The 20,724-nt window shown below is 52.8% G+C and carries 12 protein-coding genes and 1 tRNA gene; 3 read left to right on the top strand and 10 right to left on the bottom strand.

Going from position 1 to position 20,724, the window contains the following annotated elements; all coding sequences use genetic code 11:
- Window positions 1–36: 36 nt before the first annotated feature.
- On the bottom strand, window positions 37–1,509 hold the full coding sequence (gndA, locus tag HMPREF2609_RS07170) for an NADP-dependent phosphogluconate dehydrogenase (protein WP_004004915.1): 1,473 nt from the start codon (window positions 1,507–1,509) through the stop codon (window positions 37–39).
- Between the two features lie 192 nt (window positions 1,510–1,701).
- A tRNA-Val gene (locus HMPREF2609_RS07165) sits at window positions 1,702–1,774 on the bottom strand.
- Between the two features lie 477 nt (window positions 1,775–2,251).
- Here HMPREF2609_RS07165 and aceE point away from each other — a divergent pair.
- The 3 genes from aceE (at window position 2,252) to HMPREF2609_RS07150 (ending at window position 8,537) form a co-directional block, all read left to right on the top strand.
- Window positions 2,252–4,987, top strand: a complete 2,736-nt coding sequence (aceE, locus tag HMPREF2609_RS07160; protein WP_070536065.1) for a pyruvate dehydrogenase (acetyl-transferring), homodimeric type — start codon at window positions 2,252–2,254, stop codon at window positions 4,985–4,987.
- A 237-nt stretch (window positions 4,988–5,224) separates the two neighbouring features.
- A complete protein-coding gene (locus tag HMPREF2609_RS07155; RefSeq protein ID WP_070536062.1) occupies window positions 5,225–6,928 on the top strand; it encodes an McrB family protein in 1,704 nt (567 codons plus the stop codon).
- The gene (locus HMPREF2609_RS07150) at window positions 6,921–8,537 is read left to right on the top strand and encodes an McrC family protein (RefSeq protein ID WP_246825610.1); all 1,617 of its coding nucleotides are present in this window, start codon (window positions 6,921–6,923) and stop codon (window positions 8,535–8,537) included. The genes HMPREF2609_RS07155 and HMPREF2609_RS07150 overlap by 8 nt, the downstream gene beginning before the upstream one ends.
- 92 nt (window positions 8,538–8,629) lie before the next feature.
- Here HMPREF2609_RS07150 and HMPREF2609_RS07145 read toward each other — a convergent pair whose 3' ends face one another.
- The 8 genes from HMPREF2609_RS07145 to HMPREF2609_RS07110 form a co-directional block, all read right to left on the bottom strand.
- Entirely contained in the window at window positions 8,630–12,853 is a 4,224-nt protein-coding gene (locus HMPREF2609_RS07145; protein ID WP_070536057.1) for a non-ribosomal peptide synthetase, read from the bottom strand.
- Window positions 12,854–12,933: 80 nt separating this feature from the next.
- A complete protein-coding gene (locus tag HMPREF2609_RS07140) occupies window positions 12,934–13,161 on the bottom strand; it encodes a phosphopantetheine-binding protein (RefSeq protein ID WP_239662009.1) in 228 nt (75 codons plus the stop codon).
- Window positions 13,162–13,437: 276 nt separating this feature from the next.
- Complete coding sequence (locus tag HMPREF2609_RS07135; protein WP_070536052.1) at window positions 13,438–15,153, bottom strand: (2,3-dihydroxybenzoyl)adenylate synthase; 1,716 nt, start codon at window positions 15,151–15,153, stop codon at window positions 13,438–13,440.
- A 27-nt stretch (window positions 15,154–15,180) separates the two neighbouring features.
- Window positions 15,181–16,485, bottom strand: a complete 1,305-nt coding sequence (locus HMPREF2609_RS07130) for an enterochelin esterase domain-containing protein (protein WP_070536049.1) — start codon at window positions 16,483–16,485, stop codon at window positions 15,181–15,183.
- Between the two features lie 10 nt (window positions 16,486–16,495).
- Window positions 16,496–17,347, bottom strand: coding sequence for an ABC transporter ATP-binding protein (locus tag HMPREF2609_RS07125; protein ID WP_048752366.1), 852 nt, complete (start codon window positions 17,345–17,347; stop codon window positions 16,496–16,498).
- On the bottom strand, window positions 17,347–18,462 hold the full coding sequence (locus tag HMPREF2609_RS07120) for a FecCD family ABC transporter permease (RefSeq protein WP_048752368.1): 1,116 nt from the start codon (window positions 18,460–18,462) through the stop codon (window positions 17,347–17,349). The genes HMPREF2609_RS07125 and HMPREF2609_RS07120 overlap by 1 nt, the downstream gene beginning before the upstream one ends.
- Window positions 18,462–19,523 (bottom strand): FecCD family ABC transporter permease, encoded by a 1,062-nt coding sequence (locus HMPREF2609_RS07115; RefSeq protein WP_238789005.1) that lies wholly within the window; start codon window positions 19,521–19,523, stop codon window positions 18,462–18,464. Before HMPREF2609_RS07115 ends, HMPREF2609_RS07120 begins: the two co-directional genes overlap by 1 nt.
- Before the next feature lie 203 nt (window positions 19,524–19,726).
- Window positions 19,727–20,665: a hypothetical protein gene (locus HMPREF2609_RS07110; RefSeq protein ID WP_048752374.1), complete on the bottom strand. Its 939-nt coding sequence runs from the start codon at window positions 20,663–20,665 to the stop codon at window positions 19,727–19,729.
- Window positions 20,666–20,724 lie beyond the last annotated feature (59 nt).

Genomic DNA, 20,724 nt, shown 5'->3' with positions numbered 1-20,724 from the left:
ACCCCTTTTATTGACGCTGTTCTTAAGATCCAGGTTCTAGTGAACGTGGATATCTGCAGCGTTTACTTCTGAACGGTCACCGCTCCACATAGTGTGAAATGCGCCTTCTGCGTCCACACGTCCATAGGTGTGCGCTCCAAAGAAGTCACGCTGCCCCTGAATAAGGGCTGCAGGCAGACGGTCGCGGCGCAGTCCGTCATAGTAAGAAAGCGCCGAGGAGAAGACCGGAACCGGCACACCCAACGCGGTAGCCTTTGCAACCACACGGCGCCAAGAAGGAACAAGCTCTTCCATCAGATTCTTGAAGGCGGGTGCGAGAAGCATATTGGCCGGTACCTCACCCGCGTAAGCCGCCATAATATCGCCCAGAAGCTCCGCGCGAATAATGCATCCAGCACGCCAAAGCGATGCGATAGTGTCAAGGTGCAGTTCCCAGCCGTATTCCTGCCCGGCACGAGCGATCATATCCATACCCTGTGCATACGCCACCAGTTTTGAGGCAAAGAGCGCACGGCGCACGTCTTCGACAAATTCGGGATCGCCTGCACCGACTCCGGTGGTCGCGATGAGACCAGCAGGAAGTTCCTGCTGAGCCTGTGCACGCGCCTTAACATCTGAAGAAGACAGGGCACGAGCGAAGACAGATTCAGCGATAGCGGATACTGGAGCTCCCAAGTCAAGAGCAGCCTGAACGGTCCAACGACCGGTACCCTTCTGACCGGCCTGGTCAAGAATAACGTCTACCAACGGTTTACCGGTCTTCGCATCAACCTGTGCCAAGACTTCCGAGGTAATCTCAATCAGATATGAGCTGAGGTCGGTCTCATTCCATTTCTTGAAGATTTCAGCCTGCTCGGCGGGTTCAATACCTGCAACAGAACGTAGAATATCGTAGGCTTCGCCAATAACCTGCATATCGGCGTACTCAATTCCGTTATGCACCATTTTGACGAAATGTCCTGCGCCATCGGTAGAGATCCAGGCGCAACAGGGAGAACCATCCTGCGGCGCTTTTGCTGAAATTTTCTCTAACATAGGACCTACATGCTTGTAGGATTCAGCCGAACCGCCCGGCATAATCGAGGGTCCCCAGAGGGCACCTTCTTCGCCACCAGAAACGCCGACGCCCACAAAGTGCATACCTTTTTCTGCAAGAGATCGTTCACGGCGAATAGTATCGGGGAAATGAGAGTTACCGCCGTCAATAATAATGTCCCCCTCATCAAGAAGAGGAGTTAACTGCTCAATAACAGCGTCTACGGGGGCACCCGCCTTTACCATAATCAGGATGCGGCGAGGAGATTCGAGCGAGTCCACCAAACCTTGAAGCGACTCGGTACGGATGAAGTCACCGTCTGCGCCGTGCTCAGAGAGCAAGGCATCGGTCTTCTCAACAGAACGGTTATGCAGTGCTACGGTGTACCCGTTACGTGCTAGGTTACGTGCTAGGTTAGCGCCCATGACGGCAAGCCCGGTAACACCAATCTGTGCCTTCTTGTTTTCAGTCATGTATACAAGAATACGCTGTTTTACGTTTTATCCGCGTGTATCCAAGGAATTAAGCGTTTGGATTAGACAGGAATAACATTCGGCAGTCTTTGAATGATTATTGTGAGCATTCCACGATATACCCATAATGCGCGGAGAGAGTGGATATAAAGGAAAATCCCGTACCGCCTGTTACGGTACGGGATTTATGTGTGGGTCCTACCGGGATCGAACCGATGACATCCACGGTGTAAACGTGGCGCTCTACCAGCTGAGCTAAAGACCCAATTTTCGCCATAAAAACCTTTGTTTTCCTGCGAACAAGGTAATACTATACGGGGTTTCTCATGTACTCGCAACTGAGATGTGCATGTTATATGTCACATCAGAATTAGATAGTGGTTACTACGCCCTCAAAGTCTTCACCCCATGACTATACCCCTCATAAAACCACATAAACACAAATAACAACATGCCTCAAGGTGTCAAATTTTAAGGGGGAAAGCCCCTATATCGGGAAATTTGCACATTTTAGGCAAAAATTCTTACCGCGGAATATCGCACCAACCTGCCCACTTTCATTCATAACCCAAAGCCTCCAACGAAAAAACCTCAAAAACAGTCATCGGAGATCAAAATAAGGTCTAAGATAGTAGAGAAAGAAGTATGCTCCTAGAACACTGTGCGCATGCTTACCAAAGGGTGCCTCGCACCAGCGCCACAAGCGCCTTCACAATTGGATAAGAAGAGAGGTTGGATTAGTTTGGCTAACGTACCGAACGAACACTCCCTGAGTACTCTACTTGACGGCCTCAAGGACGTCGACGTTGAGGAGACTCAGGAGTGGACCGAGTCCCTTGAGGACCTCATCAAAACTCACGGCACCGAACGTGCCGAGTACATCCTGCGATCCCTAATTCAGGAAGCAGGCAAGAAAGGCGTTGAGGTACCGGTTCTAACCAAGACCGACTACATTAACACCATTGCAGTCGACCAGCAGCCTGAATACCCCGGCGATGCTGACCTTGAAGAACAATACCGTAACTGGATTCGCTGGAACGCTGCCATTATGGTGCAGCGCGCACAGAAACAGGGCATCGGTGTTGGTGGACACATCTCCACCTATGCAGGTATCGCTGATCTTTATGAAGTTGGGTTCAACAACTTCTTCCGCGGACGCAATCACCCCGGCGGCGGTGACCAGGTATTCTTCCAGGGCCACGCCTCTCCCGGTAACTATGCGCGCGCTTTCGTTGAGGGCCGCCTCAGCGAAGAGGACATGGATGGCTTCCGTCAGGAGAAGACCAAGGGCGAGCATGGCATTCCCTCTTACCCGCACCCCCGGTGCATGCCTGAGTTCTGGCAGTTCCCCACAGTATCGATGGGTCTAGGCCCCCTTAATGCTATTCACCAGGCTTCCTTTAACCGCTACTTGCAGAACCGCGGTATCAAGGACACTTCGCAGCAGCACGTCTGGGCATTCCTCGGCGATGGCGAGATGGATGAGCCCGAATCACGCGGTGCACTGCAGCTCGCGGCTAACGAAAAACTCGATAACCTGACCTTCGTGGTTAACTGCAACCTGCAGCGTCTTGACGGTCCTGTGCGTGGTAATGGCAAGATCATCCAGGAGCTCGAAGGGTTCTTCCGCGGTGCCGGATGGCATGTCATCAAGGTTGTCTGGGGCTCCGAGATGGACGAGCTTCTCGCTAAGGACAAGAGCGGTAAGCTCATCCAACTGCTGAACGAAACCTTGGACGGCGACTACCAGAACTTCCGCGGCGAAGACGGCGGTTACATCCGTGAGCACTTCTACGGCAAGTACCCCGAAACCAAGGAACTTGTTGCTGACCTGACCGATGACGAAATCTGGGCTATTCGCCGCGGCGGTCACGACTACAAGAAGATCTACGCTGCATACAAAGAAGCGCTGGAGACTAAGGGACGTCCGACCGTTATTCTGGCACAGTCCATTAAGGGTTACGCTCTTGGCCCCTACTTCGAGTCCCGTAACTCGACCCACCAGATCAAGAAGTTCACCATGGAAGCGCTCAAGGGCTTCCGTGACCATCTGAACATCCCGATCTCTGATGAAGAGCTGGAGAAGGACCTCTACAACCCTCCGTACTACCGTCCCGGTCAGGACAACCCGGCAATTCAGTACATGCTCAAGCGTCGCGAAGAACTCGGTGGTTTCCTCCCCGGTCGCCCCAATACTCAGCCTGAGATTCAACTGCCGGACGACAAGGTCTACGCGGGTACCAAGAAGGGGTCAGGCAAGCAGCTTGCCGCATCCACAATGGCATTCGTGCGTCTCATGAAGGACCTAATGCGTGTCAAGGGCTTCGGCCACCGTATTGTGCCTATTACTCCCGATGAGGCACGTACCTTCGGTATGGACGCATTCTTCCCCTCAGCTAAGCTGTACAACCCGAACGGACAGAACTACGTTCCTGTTGACCACGAGCTTATGCTCTCCTACACGGAGTCGCCGCTGGGTCAGATTTTGCACGTGGGTATTAACGAGGCTGGCGCGACCGCAGCATTTATCGCGACCGGTACCTCTTTCGATACGCACGGTGAGCCGATGATCCCGATTTACATCTTCTACTCGATGTTCGGTTTCCAGCGCACCGGCGACGCTTTCTGGGCTGCTGCCGACCAGTTGGCACGAGGCTTTATTATCGGCGCTACTGCGGGTCGTACCACGCTTTCCGGCGAGGGTCTGCAGCATATGGATGGCCACTCCCCCATCCTGGCAAGCACCAACCCTGCCGTGAAGCACTACGACCCTGCATACGGCTACGAGATCGGGCACATCGTCAAGCGTGGTCTTGAGCAGATGTACGGTAACCTCGATGAAGATCACGATGTCATGTACTACCTGACCGTGTACAACGAGCCGATCCACCAGCCTGCAGAACCCGAGAACCTGGATATTGATGGTCTGCTCAAGGGCATCTACAAGCTCAAGGATTCTGAGCTTACCTCCGGACCCAAGACTCAGCTGCTCGCCTCCGGTGTTGCTGTACCGTGGGCTTTGGAAGCTCAGAAACTCTTGGCTGAGGACTGGGGCGTTTCGGCTGATGTATGGTCGGTAACCTCGTGGAACGAGTTGCGCCGCGAAGGTCTTGCTGCTGAGGAAGAAACCTTACTCAACCCCGATAAGCCTGCACGTGTACCCTACGTGACTCAGAAGCTTGCCGGTGCTGAAGGTCCTATTGTGGCGACCTCCGATTACATGTCGGCTATGCCTGACCAGATTCGCCAGTTCCTCCCGAACGATTTTGCAACTCTGGGAGCCGATGGCTTCGGTTTCGCGGATACCCGCCCCGGTGCACGTCGCTTCTTCCACATTGATGCTCAGTCAATGGTAGTTCGTGCCCTGCAGCTGTTGGCAAAGGACGGTAAGGTGCCCGCCGATGCGGCTGCCAAGGCGTTTGCCAAGTACGATCTGAATAACGTTAACGCAATTCAGGCAACACATATCGATGACTAGTTCCATTGTGTTCTAGCCAGGCTTTCAGCGGAAAGCCAAATTAACTGGTTCCCTCGCTCTTGTACGGTGCAAGAGCGAGGGAACTTTTTACCCTTGAAAACCGTCCAGTACAACTTCCGAGGGGCTTCTATCACAGGTGGAGCTTTATCAAATAAATATGTTTTGATGATATTTTTTACTCCATGTCTCGGTATATAATTGGAAGGTCAGAATCACCACAATCACCAAGGGACTTCAGTGTCTAACAACCTCCAGGCAAACTTTAAAAGTATAGACGCGGAGATTACATCGTCGTGGGCTTTTGGAGAAAGTATCCACGATTCCGAATTTGTATCTTTTTATACTTTTGTCGAGAAAATTAAATCCGCACAACAAAAGAATACTCAAATACTACCGAGTAAACCTTTTAATGGTAGCGTGCAGGTATATTACTCCTTTAAATACAACGACACTATCGTTCAAACAGAACATGCTTTCTACGAGAATATTTGGCAAGGTTTTCGGGAAACTCTGCGTATGATCCTTGATGGCCATGACAACCTGCTTCCGGGTGGCATGAACCGTATTATCGATCGTCAAATTAAAGCTGCCGAGAATCAAAACCCTAATATTTCTGCACTCCAGCTTGTGGAGTGCATTCCTCTTTTTAATACCGCAGTACAGGAAGCCCATAAACGTTCACAAGATACCGTAAAAAAGTTTTCCATATACCGCGATATTCGTATTTGTATCTATTTTGGAAATTCTGCCGGAATGCCATATTCCCGAGTTCCTGTACAACTTCAGGATCTCATTTCGCAGCATATTAAACCTTTAATCGAAAAACCGCCTACTCAACGGAAAAAACCCACGCCTAAAGATTTTGAGAATACCCTCAATGCAGTTGAAGAAGAAAGCGGCAGGTTTTATCCCACCGGGCCTGTTGCAAAATCTCTTTTTAAAAATAAATGTGTTGTTCTTGAGGGAGTCGCGGGCTGTGGAAAGTCTTACCAGATCAATACTCTCTCACGTGAGGATACTGGGTACGGCAAGGCCAACATTACAACGGTAGTCTTCCACCCGTCCACGAGTTACGAAGAGTTCGTGAGCGGTCTGCGTCCAAACTTTTCACGCCAAGAAGATGAGCCTGAATTTGTGTCTCACGAAGGTGTATTTCTTCAAGCCTGCCGAAAAGCTGTTGAGAACCCCACGACACCACATCTGCTTTTCATTGACGAGATTAACCGCGCCAATACCTCCCGTGTTTTCGGCGACCTTATGCTCGTTATTGAAACGTCAAAGCGTGTTTCCGTAAAAAAACTTCAGGATCATCGTGAAAAACTTTACGGTTCAGTATTTGCAGCTGATGCGGATATTCCCCAGGGTTTCACCTATGCGACTTTGCAAACTCCGCTTTATTATCAGGGTAAAATATATAACCGTTTAGTAGTTCCAGATAACCTGCACATTCTGGGAACTATGAATTCTACCGACCGCTCTGTGGGTACCATTGATTTGGCTTTGCGCCGTCGCTTTATCTGGATGGAAATGAATCCTCACAATGAAACAGATTTGCGTACAGAGCTTGAAGCTGAACGAGGTGCTATTTCTGAAGAATTAGACATCGTTATAGAACGGTATGCGGATATTAACGCCATTCTTGAATCCGAGGTTGGCCCGGATGCACGTCTAGGACATTCCTATTTCTTCTCTCGAAATTCCACCCCCGAAGACATTGCACGGGCTTTGTTAACCCAGCTTGCGGAAATTGCAGCGACTTTCAATATCAGTTCCGGCATTCTCGAAAAGATCGGTTCTATCAATGGGCTATCCGTCAAGATGGTGGGCCAGCGACTCGGCAGCCGCCCACGCGTGGTTGGTTCATGGAGCGGTCCCGGTCTGCCTTCTGCTCCTAAGCCCGCAGGTCAAATTCCCTGGTTGGAAGTAACGGGTGGTGAGTGAAGTTCGCTACTTTCAAGCGAGCGCGCGCGGTAACGGTGTCGGCGTTACGATCCTAAAACACACGCATCCTCAGCCGGGTGCCGTGCATACTCTGGTTATCCATGTGTTGCCCAAGCTCTGGTGCAAACAATGGGTATCGGCTGAGCAGCCGGAAGTTATTGCGCCTTTTAATGTGAAAATCGCCCCTGAGGCAGGCGGACAGTTCTCCTCTGTGCAGGATCCTGAGTCTTCGCTTTACGAGCATAGCGATGACGGTACGTTATCTCTCTATGTCTATGAGACTGAGATTCTGGTGCTTCCGAAGCCTTGGGCTGGGTATTTAGAGACGGTTTCGGGCTCTGCCCTGCCGCCGCATGATGATGATAATGAGGGCGGTGCCTCAGATCCACTGTGGACAGCGCTGGAGTACCCTGAAAAGCCTGTCTATGCAGTGGCTGCTACGGTTTGTGGACGGGTTTTAGGACCGGCTACAGCCCGTGAGAATATGGACTTTTCGGCAGGTGGTCAAGGTACTGGCTGGCAGAAGGTTTCTTTGTTATGGCGTATGCTGGCAGAGCATCATGAGGAACAGGCAATTATTCAGGGACATCGTGACATTACCCCGCAGGGTTCCGAACTTTTTCCGCATATTCCTTCGCTCAAAGAGGCTATGTACCGCGTTTTTGTTGATTCAAGCGGGCAGGCTTTGGCGCATCGTCGTCCGGTTTTTGAGCCTGAGGTGGATGAATTACTTTTTGTGCGTGGTCGTATGCTTCCACGCGAGCTTGTAAACCGGCGGATTAACCGACGTATTGGGGTTGTTTGCGAGTTCGATTCTCTGACGACGGATACGCATTTATGGCAAATGATCCGCGCCGGATTACAGCAGGTGGCAACTCATGCCGCCGATAATGAGGTCGTCGACGATGCTTTAGGGTACGAGTCTGTGTTGCGTGATGTGAGCACGCAGAATATTCGTAGTCTGCTGACCGAAACGCTCTCCCCTGCTTTTGCTATGCGATTGTCGGCACAAACTTTGCGCGCTTACCACTATGCGCAATCTATTTTGTCGCAACAATATGGCTTTGGTTTAAGCGATAGTCCGTATGAAGCGGGTGTGCTGGCAAATATTAAATTTGATACTTCGTCATTATGGCGAAAAATGTTGGTGCGGGCCCTCACGGATACCGGTTTAGAAGTGCGTGTGGAAAGCCCCGTTGGTATGCTTTATCACCGCAATGCTGAGGGTCGCCAGCAGGGTGTGGCCTTTGCGAAACCAGATATGATGCTGTATTCCCGAGGCATTCTGGTCGCAACCCTTGATGGCAGGTACACCACGTATTGTGAAGATTTAATGCAGCGATCCGAGCATGAACGGTACCGAATGCTGGCGGTCGCGTACCGCACGGGTGCGGACGGTTATACAGCATATCCGGTAGCCGGTAACGGAACTCTAGGCAGGATCCTGACGGTAGGCGAACCCGGGGCGTATCCTCAGGCACCTATGTCTGCGGAACATCATGTGACGACCTGCGGGGTGCGTTTCCCTCAACCCGAGGATGGACGCACTACCGCTGATGCCTCGCATTTGGCGAAGGTGCTTAGGAAGGTTCCTGCTGAGCCTTCATAGAGTGCAAAAGGCCCGCAGGCGTGACCTATGCCGAACTCCTAGCGTGGTGCTGTTGATGTCTCTGTTCTTCCCCCAATACCCATAGGGCGCTTTTAGAAGGCTTCTGCAATAATTTCAGGAATGCGCTCCGGGTTCACCAGATCGGGATGGGTACCGTTCTTCAACGTGACGGTACGGAACGAGCCCACATGAGGCTCCCAGCCGTGCGCATCCAGATAGGGTTGATCGTCATGGCTCACTCCAATCAATACGACTTTTCCGCCAAAGTTAAGGTGGTTCGAGCCGCGCATAAGGGCGGCAGAGGCACGCATAGATTCCAAACATACTTCTAGCTTGTCTTCGGGTAGATATCCCATAGCCGACCCGGCATCTCGCAGTCGTTCGAGCGTCTGTGGCAAGTCAAGAACGGTCTGCGCCGATACTTCGGGAAGACCGCCCATACGTAAGAGGGCACGAAAGCTCTCTTGCTCGTCCGGTTCAGGAATCCCCTGCCACTGTTCGACGGGGTATGCATCCAGAAGCGTAACCTGTTGTACATCGTAACCGGCAGTCTCGGCAAGCGCGGCTACCTCGACGGCGGCAGTACCGCCAACGGACCAGCCCATCAGGGAAAATTGTGATGGAAGCTGACGTTCCTCAAGGGTCTCACGAATACGCGCAAGATACCCCTCGGCGAGTTCACGAAGGCTCTGGGCGTAGCCAGCATTTGGGTTCGTGAATGCCTCATGTTGCAGTGCGTAAACCGACGGATGCCCGGGTATGTAGGGCAGATAGGCGGCATAGCACCATCCCAGACCGCCTGCGGGCGGCAGGATAAAGAGCGGTACGGTATTCTTCGATGTTGCGGAGTCCACCTCACGCAGAGGCAGAACCGGGGCAAATTCGACATCAGTAGAATCCTCGTTCAAGACCGCAGCCAGCCCCTTGACCGTGGGATTAGCGAAGAGGGCACCAATACTGAGCGTCTTTCCAAGGTTTTCTTCAATCTTGGCAATGACGGAAAGTGCCGCAAGGGAGTTACCACCCGCTGCGAAAAAGTCTTCGGTTACACCGAATTGTGAGCGTCCCAGCACGCCCGCGATAATCTCGCTAATTTGCTGTTCTAAAAGTCCATGGGGGCCGTCTGCGGTGTTGGTATCAAAGGTAAACTCGAGCCGTGCCAGGTTTTTGCGATCTGCCTTGCCTGAAGGGCTAACCGGGAACTGAGCCATGGTGTGCCATAGGCGCGGTACCATATAGTCTGGCAAGGTGTTCTCACAATGCTGACGAGCTTGAGCAACAATACGGTTGCGTTCTGTTTCAGGAACGTCGCCTATCTCTAGGAACGCTGCGAGAGCAGGTTCGGGCATCTTCGTGTAGAGCAAAACGACGGCGCTATGGACTCCCTCAACGTGGGAGAGCGTAGTTTCGATGTCGCCAAGCTCTAGACGTTGCCCATGTAGTTTTACTTGGTGATCGGCACGACCACGGTAGAGGATGACTCCGCGAAGGTTTTTGGCCAAGGTGCCGGGTTTTTGGTTTGTGGCGGTGAGGTTCCACTCGGCAAGATCGCCAGTACGGTAAAGCCGCTCCCCCGTAGCGTTGTCCAGGATAAAGGCTTGTGCAGTTGCCTCGGGATTGTTCTGGTACCCCACAGCAAGCTGTACACCCGATAGGTAGAGTTCCCCTACGAATCCGGGCGGTATCGGCTGTAAAGCCTGGTCGAGAATACGAGTTTGGGTGTTCCAAACGGGCTGGCCGATAGGAACAGTACTGCACTCTGGGTTTTGGGAGCTATCCCAGAAGGTAACATCGACGGCGGCTTCCGTAGGCCCATAAAAATTTAAAGAGTAAACACCCATAATATTATGCGCGCTGAGAATCTGATCCTTCTGAAGTGCCTCGCCCGAGCAGATAAGATAGCGCACATGGCGTTGCTGCTCCCCCGATCCAAAACCTGCTTCAGCTAAAGTACGTTGAGCGTAGGGAGACTCTAGGAAAGCGGTGAGCATCGTGGGTACGAAATGCAGACAGGTAACGTTCTGTTCGGCGATAACACGCGCCAGGTAGGCCGGATCCCGGTGCCCATCAGGAGCGGCAATAACGACGGCTGCCCCTTCCTGAAGTGGCCAGTAAAGCTCCCACACATGAACATCAAACGAGATAGGCGTTTTATGTAAGATGCGGTCCCCCGCACGGTCTTGTGTGGATGCGCCGACCGGAATATGTGACTGCTGCCAGCGTAACCGGTTATCAATGGAACGATGACTAATCGCAACACCTTTGGGCCGCCCTGTCGAACCCGAGGTAAACAAGATATACGCGGTATCATCCAGTGCTGTGCCGATACCTGGGAATGTTTTTGCCTCGGGAACATCTACAAGGTTTAGAGGTTCTCCGACAGGATCAGTCAAGGAAGTAAATTCAAGTTGCTGCAGCCCGCACAAACTCTGCGTATTCGCCGGTTTTAACTCGGCCTCTGCAATAGGACTCAGCCCGGAACCATACACAAGCGCCGAACACTGCGCATCTTCCACCATGGAGCTCACACGTTCGGCGGGCAGATCCGGCAAAATCGGCACATAGACAAACCCTGCATAGAGCGCCGCATATAAGGCGATATATTGTTCAAGTCCTCGATGAAAACGTAGGCCTACAGCAGTTCCAGGGCACACGCCAGCTTCCAGCATCGCCTTTGCTAGGGCGCGGGCTCGCACATCCAGCTCATGATACATGAGTACCTGCGAAAATTCATAGGCCTGCGGAGATTGCGGGGACAGCGTACCGTCCTCATCTGGCGCGCATGCGTAGAGTGCGGGTTCGTTCGGGTAGCGTGTGAGCGCATCCTGAAAACGCTGAAGCAAAGTTTTATACTCTATCGGATGCGCGGTAGCGTTAAACGATTCCAGCAGCTCTACCTCATGCGGTAACGCAGTCGTCAGGGTATCCATCGACCGCTCCTCAAGGGCAGCCTGAGCCCAAGATTCCAACCAATTTTGTAGGTGCCGGGCGTGAAATTCTACGTGCTCATGGGTGTAGAGGTTCGGGTTGGCATCGAGCTCCACAGAAATTGTGTGACCGCGCCCGGGTATGCCTCGCAGGGTAATGGTCATATCCGCAACTGGTCCCGCAGATATGTTATGAATATACCCCACAGAAGCAGGCGTGTTTTCGGTAGGTGCACCTAGCGGTAAAGCGGCATCAAACGGTATAACGTTGATCTGGGCGCCAAAGAGGCGGCTGTCATTGGACTGCGCTAAACGTTCTAGGTCTTCTTGTCGAGCAAGCGGATGTGAGGCGTTTCGTGCATACTGGTTCTTTACGCTATCGAGTGCCTGTGCAATACTTCCCATACCTGAAACCTGTACAGGAAGCACGTTCACGGCGGTGGTTCCAGTCTGAGTGCTGGTCTTGCCGAGAGCACGGGTTTCTGCGGGAACCTGAGCCCCAAATATACGGTTCATCTGGGGTACACCAAAAGCAGCGCTTCTATGCCCACCAATACGGGCCAGATAAGACCCTACGGCACCGGTTACAGTAACGGGCCAGGAGGTTCCGTACATTTTGCCAATTTCCAGCATATCTCGCTGTAATTTATCAGGCAGGGTCAGTACCTCACGCAAGGCCTGTGGTGCCGGTGATGCACTTCGTGCTGCCAGCGATGTATCGGGTTGGCTAAGTACTTCCGCTTGCTCGGAAGTCCACAGGGCCAGGTCCTCTTCTCGGGCATGTTCAGCTGCGTGGTCAGCCTGAAGAAGCTCCATTAGAGAGGCGCGTTTAACAGTAGGCAGAGGTTTTCCGGCGCTCAAAGCACGATAGATAGCTGCTACGCGAGACAGAGCGTTAAACACCGCAAAACCGTCTGCCACCACATGACTAAAGCTGTGGTAAACCCAGAGTTTACCCCCGTAGTATGTGACAGCGGAGCGTACCGTAACACCCGCATCGGTGATCAGCGGTTCGCGGATCAGCTCGGATGCCCAATCACGCACCGTTGCCGGAACGGGATTCTGCTCTTCCGTTTTTTCCTGAGTCGGGAGGGAAATTACCGGAAGTACCTCAAGATTAGTCAGAAACTCATCAAGTGGCATGACTCGTTGCTCTGGACGCCCAGTCTGCACGCGCGTCTGCACCCGGAAACCTTCATTTTCACGGTAGAGCTGAATAAATGCCTCACGCAGGTAATCAAGATTCGTCTCGGGTGGGCATTCCATGATCTCTGCCGTGTTATAGCAGGGATTTTTGGGATCGATAATAGCGGCAAGATAAATACCTTGAGCGCTTTTGGTCAGGGGAATCCAGTCATGCTTGGACCCACTATGCTCGGTGATGCTCATAGTCCGGTCTATTCTTTCAGGCGGTGTCGTGTGTTGGTTGGGTGAGTATCGGCCTTATATAGGTACCGATCTCGTCAAAGTTAGCTGATGCGAGTGAGCAAAAATTCGACGGTCGGGTTTTCTACCAGTTCAGTGAATTCGATAGTAATCCCCTTGCCCGCGAGGTCATCGAGCAGGGCAAAAGCGCCCATTGAGTCCATCCCCAGAGAAAAAAGGTCGGTCGTAGACTCGGAAAAGGCGGTATCCAGCGAATCTGCCTCGTGGATATACTGAGCAAGCAGGGGGCGAAGAGTAGTCTCTGCGGACATTATGTTCCTCTCTGGCGTCATGTCTTATGTATGCCAAAATTTATATACACATAAATTGTAGATGAGGTTACCCTATATGAAAACTATGTAAACCTTTACATCACCGTCATATAGCGGGTGTTGACTACCTATACGTGACTATTATTCTCTGCGCATGCCTCATAGAGCACCTGCTTTTGAGTTAAACTTCCGGGGTAAGAACCTCAAGATTCTTACCCCGGTATTATGGTATCCGCACGCTTATTTAGCCCGCGCTAATGCTTACCTTAATTACTCTTACTCCTGAGCCAGCATCTCAACTAGTTTAATGCGAAGTTCACGGCGTGAGATCTTACCCACGTTTGTGGTTGGTAGAGAGCTCAATACCTGTACACGTTCGGGGATCTTAAAATCAGCCAGCTTCTTTTCGGTGAAATACTCATACATGGTACGGCGCGGATTCTCACCGAGCGATTTCCCAGCCTGAGGTACAACTATCAAGCAGACGCGCTCGCCCACGGCTTCATCCGGCAGACCGAGGGCTACCGCATCCAAAATATCCGGATGCTCTAACGCCAACTCCTCAATTTCATCCACCGAGATCTTCTCACCGTTACGGTTAATTTGATCTTTAGCGCGTCCAGTAACTTCAAGATACTTTCCCGCGACTATACGCACGATATCGCCCGTGCGGTAGAAACCGTCTTCAGTAAAGCTGAGCTGATTAGCGTTTTCTTCGCGATAATACCCGCGAATCGTATAGGGTCCGCGCGTGAGTAGGTGACCGCTCTGCCCTGGCTCGACCGGGTTATCCTGTTCATCCACCACGCGGATTTCATCAGCCGGGCTGATAGGGTATCCCTGAGTATTCATGCGTATATAGGGTTCATCGCGCAGACGAGTGTAATTCACCAAGCCTTCCGCCATGCCGAAGACCTGTTGGATGCTCACACCTAGGGTTGTTTCGAGCTCCCCCGCCACCGTCGGAGCAAGTTTCGATCCGCCCACCTGAAGCACGCGGAGCGAAGACAGCTGCACATCACGTTTCTTTACAGATGCCAGCCAGGCCTGCGCCAAGGGCGGTACGAGTGAGGTGAAGGTAACGCCTTCCATCTGAATCAGATTAAGCGCCGTCTGAGGGCTAGGATCAGCAGCAAATACGAGCTTACCTTGCACACACATTACGCCCAGGATTCCAGGCGAACTCATCGTGAAATTATGTGCCGCAGGAAGCACCACCAACATGGTTGTGTTGTTATTCAGTTTGCAGATATCGGCGGAACCACGCACCGAGTACAAGTAGGCTGCGTGGGTGCGCGGAATTAGCTTTGACATACCGGTTGTACCGCCGGAAAGCTGCAAAAATGCAATCTGCTCGCTTGCCAGAGTGTTTTGGGTATTCTGCACAACACCGGGATGGAACGGCTCCGCCAGCTCCGCCTCGCTCAACGGAGTTACCGGGAGCGCAGCATCAAGGGCAATAGGCGGTTCTAGACCATCAGCACGCATCGTCTGTGCCACATCGTCGGCGAGCGCTGCAAAATCTGCCCCCGGAGTTTTCGAGGAAAATATATGCGCAGCGGCATCAGTGCGGGTTGCAAAATGAACAAGCTCACTCGTGCGGTGCTGTGGCAGACAAAAGACCGGTAAGGCCCCTGCCCAAAAAATACCCATGAGATATATCAGGTATTCGGCGATATTTCCTAACTGTAAAAGCACACGATCGCCGGGTTGCACCCCGGCATTCTCTAGGCGACGTGCCGCGGCACGAGCAGCCGCCTCCAGCTCTCCATAGCTCAGTCGAATCTGCTGCGGTTTGCCCTCTGCGTCACTCTGTGCATGCGAAAGTGCCACTAACGCCGGAAAATGTGGCTTAGCACGGCAGGCATCAAGCAGAAACTCGGGTATGGTCTGATCGATCCAGTACCCTTCTTCACGGTAACGCCGTGCGAAATCCTCAGGAATCAGTGGGGTTTCGAGCAGTTCGGAGCGTTCCACAATCTGTTCGGTCATGTTTATGTCTTTCTCGGCTATAAGATTTTAGGGGTTGGGCATAAGAATGCGATTCAGCGCGGGTATGATAGCTCCACGCCAGCAGGCGTAGTCGTGACCACCGTTGAATACAGTGTAGTTCAGGTGTGTGTCCACAGATTCGAGTTCCTGAACAAAACGCTGATGCGGCGGCAACAGAATCCATTCCTGCTCGCCTACCTCAACCTCAAGGCGAAGGTGGGACAAACGGTGCAGTTCATTGGCTTTACGCAGCTGTGAGAGTTTGTCGAAAACCTGAGGCTGCCACAGCGAAGACGATTGAGCGATTGCCGCTCCGAAAGACTCTGGGCGCGAGAAAACCGCCAGCAGAGAAGACAGCCCGCCTAAGGATTGTCCGTTGATAATGATGTCCTGTGGTTTCGGACGCAACCCGTGATGACGCTTCAAATGAGGAAGCGCTTCTTCCACAATATAGTCGGCTATAGGGCAGTCTCCGTTGAGTTCTTGCCAGCGGCGTTCTCGGCCGCCCGAGTGCAGAAAGAAGACATTCATATCTGGAATACGCCCGGCGGCAAAGGCTCGGTTGAGCATATGCTCCATACCGTGCCTGTACCAGACTTCACCGTCGAAAAGGATAAAAAGCGGAGAATCGGGGCTTGGGTTTCCTACCCGTCCCAACAAATATTCATGCCCGTCCGCAGTAGTCATCCAGTGCGGTTCAGGAAGGCTGTCGAGTTCCTGCTGGGTAAGCAGAAACTCATGAACCGGCGCATCGGCAAGCTCAACCACGCCCATACAACGGCCAATACGGTTGCAGACGGTCTTCGGGTTAAGCGGGTCGCCTTCACCAGAATCGAGAGCGGTGCGCAATGTCACCTGATCGTCCTCCCCCAGCCAGATCGGGCGTTCCCCTGGCGGTGTGGGAATAAAGTTATAGGAAGCCCGCCAGTCGGTGCGCATCTGGAAGCTCAGCTCCCACCAATCGGTGCCTGGAATACGTTCCATCAGAGACAACGGCAGGTTTTTCTCATCTGTCAGTCTATTGACAAAAATGAGAACCTGCTCTGCCGTGGCATGCCGATACAGGAATGTGACAATGCGTTCGTTCTCATTCGCTGTTCCGTCGTCATAGTAAGCCTGCTCTATAAGTGGAGTCCCATCCGCTACGATCTCTGTGATGCGGGCGTTAAGTTCTTGCGCGTCCACGGCTTCGTTTACGATGCGCGTCATAAGCGGGCTGGGTACGCGCGGGGCAGGCGTTGGGCGCGGGGTTTTAGGCGGCATAGGACGCGCCATGATCTTTGACTTGAGATTCTGTGTGGTTTTATGTGGAAGGGTCTCAAAATCACCCATAAAAGGCTCCTTAGTGACCTTCGCGGGCGGCGGCAATTGCGTCCGCGGCAATAGTAATCTCTTGGTGAGCTGCCGGAACTACCAGTGGTGTTCCGGTACAGGGGTCATCGCATATAACAGATTCTAGGTCGAAAACTTCCTGAATTAGCTCAGCAGTGACAATTTCCTGAGGATCACCCTGAGCGATAATCCTACCTTCCTTCATGAGTACTGCATGAGTGGCGTATCGGAAAGCCAGGTTCAGATCGTGCAGCACAACCGCAACGGTATGCCCCTCAGAGTGGAGCTTCTTGGTAAGGTTTAGCACCTCAATCTGATGGGTAATATCCAGGTAAGTGGTTGGCTCGTCCAACAGAATCAAAGGCGTCTGCTGGGCAAGGGTCATGGCAATCCACACGCGCTGACGCTGACCGCCGGAAAGCGCCTCAATAGGACGGTCGGCCAGTTCCAACACATTCGCGGCTTCCATAGCCTCAACGCAGGCAGCCTCATCTTTCTCAGACCAGGAACGCAGAAGGGATTGATGCGGGTATCGGCCGCGTGCCACAACATCCGCCACGGTCAACCCGGTGGGTGCCTCCGGCGTTTGAGGAAGCATGGCGAGAATCTGCGCGATGGAGCGGGATTTCATCTTTGAAAGCGGCAGACCATCAAGAAAAACCTTTCCGCCTTTGAGAGGATTCACACGCGCCAGAGCTTTGAGTAAGGTAGATTTACCGCAGGCGTTAGGACCCAAAATAACGGTAAGCTCACCTTCAAGCACCTTGAAGTCTATACCGCTGAGCACTGTGTGGTCGCCATAGGCTACGACCATGTCTTCACCTGCGAGTCGGCTTTCGCTAATCTCTGCACGAGCCTTCACTAGCTCTTCTTCCTTTCAAGATAAATCAGGTAAATCAGATATAAACCGCCTAGGGCTCCGGTAACCACACCGACCTGTAGGGTACGGCCGGGAATTGCAAACCTTCCAATAAGGTCTGAGGCCAGCACCATCAACGCACCCATGAGGGCAGATCCGAAAAGGGTAACGCCGCCGCTTCGCCCTAGGGTTTTCACGATATGCGGGGCAGCAAGTGCCACGAATGCTATGGGACCGGTAGTCGCGGTGGCTAGGGATACGAGAAGCACACCGAGAAAGAGCGCCCATATCCGATAAGCGTTGACATTCACGCCTAGTCCTGACGCCACGCTATCGCCAAACCGAATGGCCCCGAGAGGGCGTACCAGGGCGAGAAGCGCGGGAACTGTGACGATCAGAAAAATCATCAGTGTAATCGTACGCGGCCACGACATATCATCGAGAGAACCAGCGAGCCAGGATGCCGCCGTCTGCGCCTGAGTCAGTGATGCCCGAACTACCAACAACGAGTTGAACGCCGCAAGAGTCGATCCTACGCCAATACCCACAAGCACTAGGCGGAACCCGCGTAAACCTGTATGTCGAGTCAGTAACCACACCGTAATGGATGTTGCGATACCGCCAATGAGGGCACCGATAGCAACTTCTACTGGACCAGAGTCGAAGACGATAATCTGCAGGAGCGCACCAGTTGCAGCACCGTGTGTAAAGCCGATAATATCCGGTGAGCCCAGCGGGTTACCCGAGATTACCTGGAACAGCGCCCCTGAAAGCCCTAGAGCTGCGCCAACAAGCAGAGCTGCCACGATGCGCGCTTCACGCTTCTGTACTAAGACCACTGTAATGCGTTTACCCCGCCCAACGAGGGCATTAATGACGTCCATCGTCGTCACTTTGTATTCGCCCTGTTGCAGTCCCCACAGGCTAAGTGCCACGATGAGAGCGATCAGCACAATGTACAGCGTCAAAACCCGCCAGGGAACCTGCGCCTGAATGAGTCCGCGTGAGTTAAGAACAAGCCTGCCAGCCAAATCGTGACCGCGCCGTGCACCTCGAGGGCGCGAAGATTCCTGTTTCTGAGTCTTGAGGTTCGTCGCCTTAGTCTGTGTATCTGTCATCAGAGAGCCTCCACCTTACGACGAGTCATCAGGAATAGGAAGAGGGGTGCCCCTGCAAGGGTAGCGATAATTCCGACCTGAGTTTCCTGCGGGTGCTCAGGGGTCGCCATAATAACACGGGCTAAGACATCGGACATGAGCAGCCAGACAGGACCTAGAAGTGCGGAGCCGTAGTTAACCCAGCGCACATCATTGCCCATTATGGCACGCACTACAAATGGAACTGCCAAACCGACGAAGGAGATTGGTCCGATGGCAGCGGTTGCCGCACCTGCAAGAAGCGTTACGGCAAGAAGTGTGAGGTTTTGGGTCCGATATACCCGTACGCCTAGGGATATAGCGGCTTCTTCACCCATACTTAGCGCGTTGATCGAGGGCGCTACAAAAAACGCTAAAAGGAGACCCACGAAGATCACGGGGGCAATAGCCTGTGCGACTGATATATCACGCCCTTCTAAAGACCCGGTAACCCACACACGAAATTCGTCAAAAGCATCTTGGTTCGAGAGCATAAGTCCCTGTGCTACAGCAGCAAGGGCGGCAGAGATAGCCACACCGGCGAGAGCTAATTTAACAATTGAGCCGTCTCGACCACGCCCGAGGGTATAGACGACAGTGGCGGCTATAGCGCCCCCGATAGCGGCGGCAATCATATACTGCCAGATGCCGAGAACACCAAAAAGTACAACAGTGAGGATGACTGCAACGGCGGCACCGGCGTTGACACCCATCAGACCAGGTTCGGCGAGTGGGTTACGGGTGAGTGACTGCATGAGTGATCCGGCAACTGCGAGGGCCGCCCCGCAGGCTATCCCGATGAGTGTTCGCGGAATGCGCTGCTCAAAGATAATGGCATGACTTTCGGGGGTTGATTGCCCCGCTAAGGTTTCTACGATGCTGTCGGGAGAGAGTGATTTTAGCCCAATAGTTAGCGAGGCAAGAATACTCACGCCGAGCAGAACCGCAAAAATAATAAGCCAGGTTATTCGTCGGCCGTTTTTTTCGTTGCGCCCACTTTTCATGGTTCGTGAGGCTCCTGTGCGTTCCAAGGTTACGCTCAACGAGACTCCTTTATTATGTGTGGTCTAAGATACAGTGCTATCAACAACGCTACCGTAAAGATAGCTAAGACCGCCTTATCTCGATACCGTGTCTTGATCCCTATTGCGTTAGGGTACCTTTGGTTCTTCTCCTGAGCAAGAGTGCCAAACGCGCGTCGCAAAGGAGCGTTATCTCCCCTGCGGCGCGCGCTTATCACCATTGTCTATGGACGCTTCCGAATAATCAGTACAGCAATAGCACCGATAATAGCAACGCCAAGCACAGATACGCCCAGCCATGGGAATTCCTGCCCGTACGTTACCGTTGTGTTGCTGGTTTTATGGCTATCTGCCTGTGTCTTTGCGGAGCTAGAGGCCGACGCGCTGCTCTTCGCACTGCTGGATGCAGAGGCGCTGGCGGTCTTCTTCTGTTCGCTCTTGTTAGCGTTCTGGCCGTTTTTCTGATCGGAGGAATCTTTATTCCCGCCCTCGTCAGCCTCAGCGTTCAAACGATCATACTCTTCTTTAGAGATAGGGTTGCCATCAGCATCAAGATAGACGGTCTCTTGCTCAGATGAACCACCGTTCTGTGCCGAGTTACCGCCGTTATCTTCGGAACCATTATTACCCGAACCGTCAGATCCGGCGTTATTGTTGGACGAAGAATCGGAGCCGCCCTTAGAGGATCCTCCGTTATTTGACGAGCCGCCATTATTGCCGCCCCCGTTATCGGGTTCTCCAACGGTAAATACAGGGCTCTTATTGGTATACCGCCCTCCCGTATTACCTTTATTACGACCGTTGGCGTCTTTACCTCCGCCTCCTCCCGTTGCAAGGAAGCGAAGCGTATGGTCGCCGGAGCCTGCGTTAGAGAGCACAAATGAACCGTTTAGGTTCCCCTTGCTATCCGTTGTTTGCCTATGCACGACGCCGTCATCATCTAGTTTGACGGTAACCTGCGTGTTTTCAGGGAAACCTGTCAAAGTGAAGTTAACTACGCCTCCGGGAGTCACATGAGGACTTACAGTTGAGCTGGTTCCTGGGGTATTCTCTGATGCTCCTCCGGGCGGGATCGCATTCGCAGCTCCCATCCCCAGGCCAAGACTAAGGGATATTGCCGCGCAGGCAGTGAGCGCCTTTGATACTGTCTTTGTGGTTCGCATGAGTTTCCTCTTCTGTGCGACTAGTGGTAATTTATACCGGTTCCCTCCCCCACCGACGG

It is taken from the genome of Rothia sp. HMSC058E10 (genome assembly GCF_001809415.1).
In the GTDB taxonomy this organism is placed as follows: domain Bacteria; phylum Actinomycetota; class Actinomycetes; order Actinomycetales; family Micrococcaceae; genus Rothia; species Rothia dentocariosa.
Note: the sequence above shows the minus strand (reverse complement) of the source record. Positions and strands in the feature narration are given on the sequence as shown.

Coding starts and splice junctions, on each gene's coding strand:
- HMPREF2609_RS07110 (WP_048752374.1), bottom strand. CDS start 20,665: ATGCGAACCACAAAGACAGTATCAAAGGCGCTCACTGCCTGCGCGGCA.
- HMPREF2609_RS07140 (WP_239662009.1), bottom strand. CDS start 13,161: ATGTCCGCAGAGACTACTCTTCGCCCCCTGCTTGCTCAGTATATCCAC.
- HMPREF2609_RS07145 (WP_070536057.1), bottom strand. CDS start 12,853: ATGAGCATCACCGAGCATAGTGGGTCCAAGCATGACTGGATTCCCCTG.
- gndA (WP_004004915.1), bottom strand. CDS start 1,509: ATGACTGAAAACAAGAAGGCACAGATTGGTGTTACCGGGCTTGCCGTC.
- HMPREF2609_RS07120 (WP_048752368.1), bottom strand. CDS start 18,462: ATGACAGATACACAGACTAAGGCGACGAACCTCAAGACTCAGAAACAG.
- HMPREF2609_RS07130 (WP_070536049.1), bottom strand. CDS start 16,485: ATGGGTGATTTTGAGACCCTTCCACATAAAACCACACAGAATCTCAAG.
- HMPREF2609_RS07135 (WP_070536052.1), bottom strand. CDS start 15,153: ATGACCGAACAGATTGTGGAACGCTCCGAACTGCTCGAAACCCCACTG.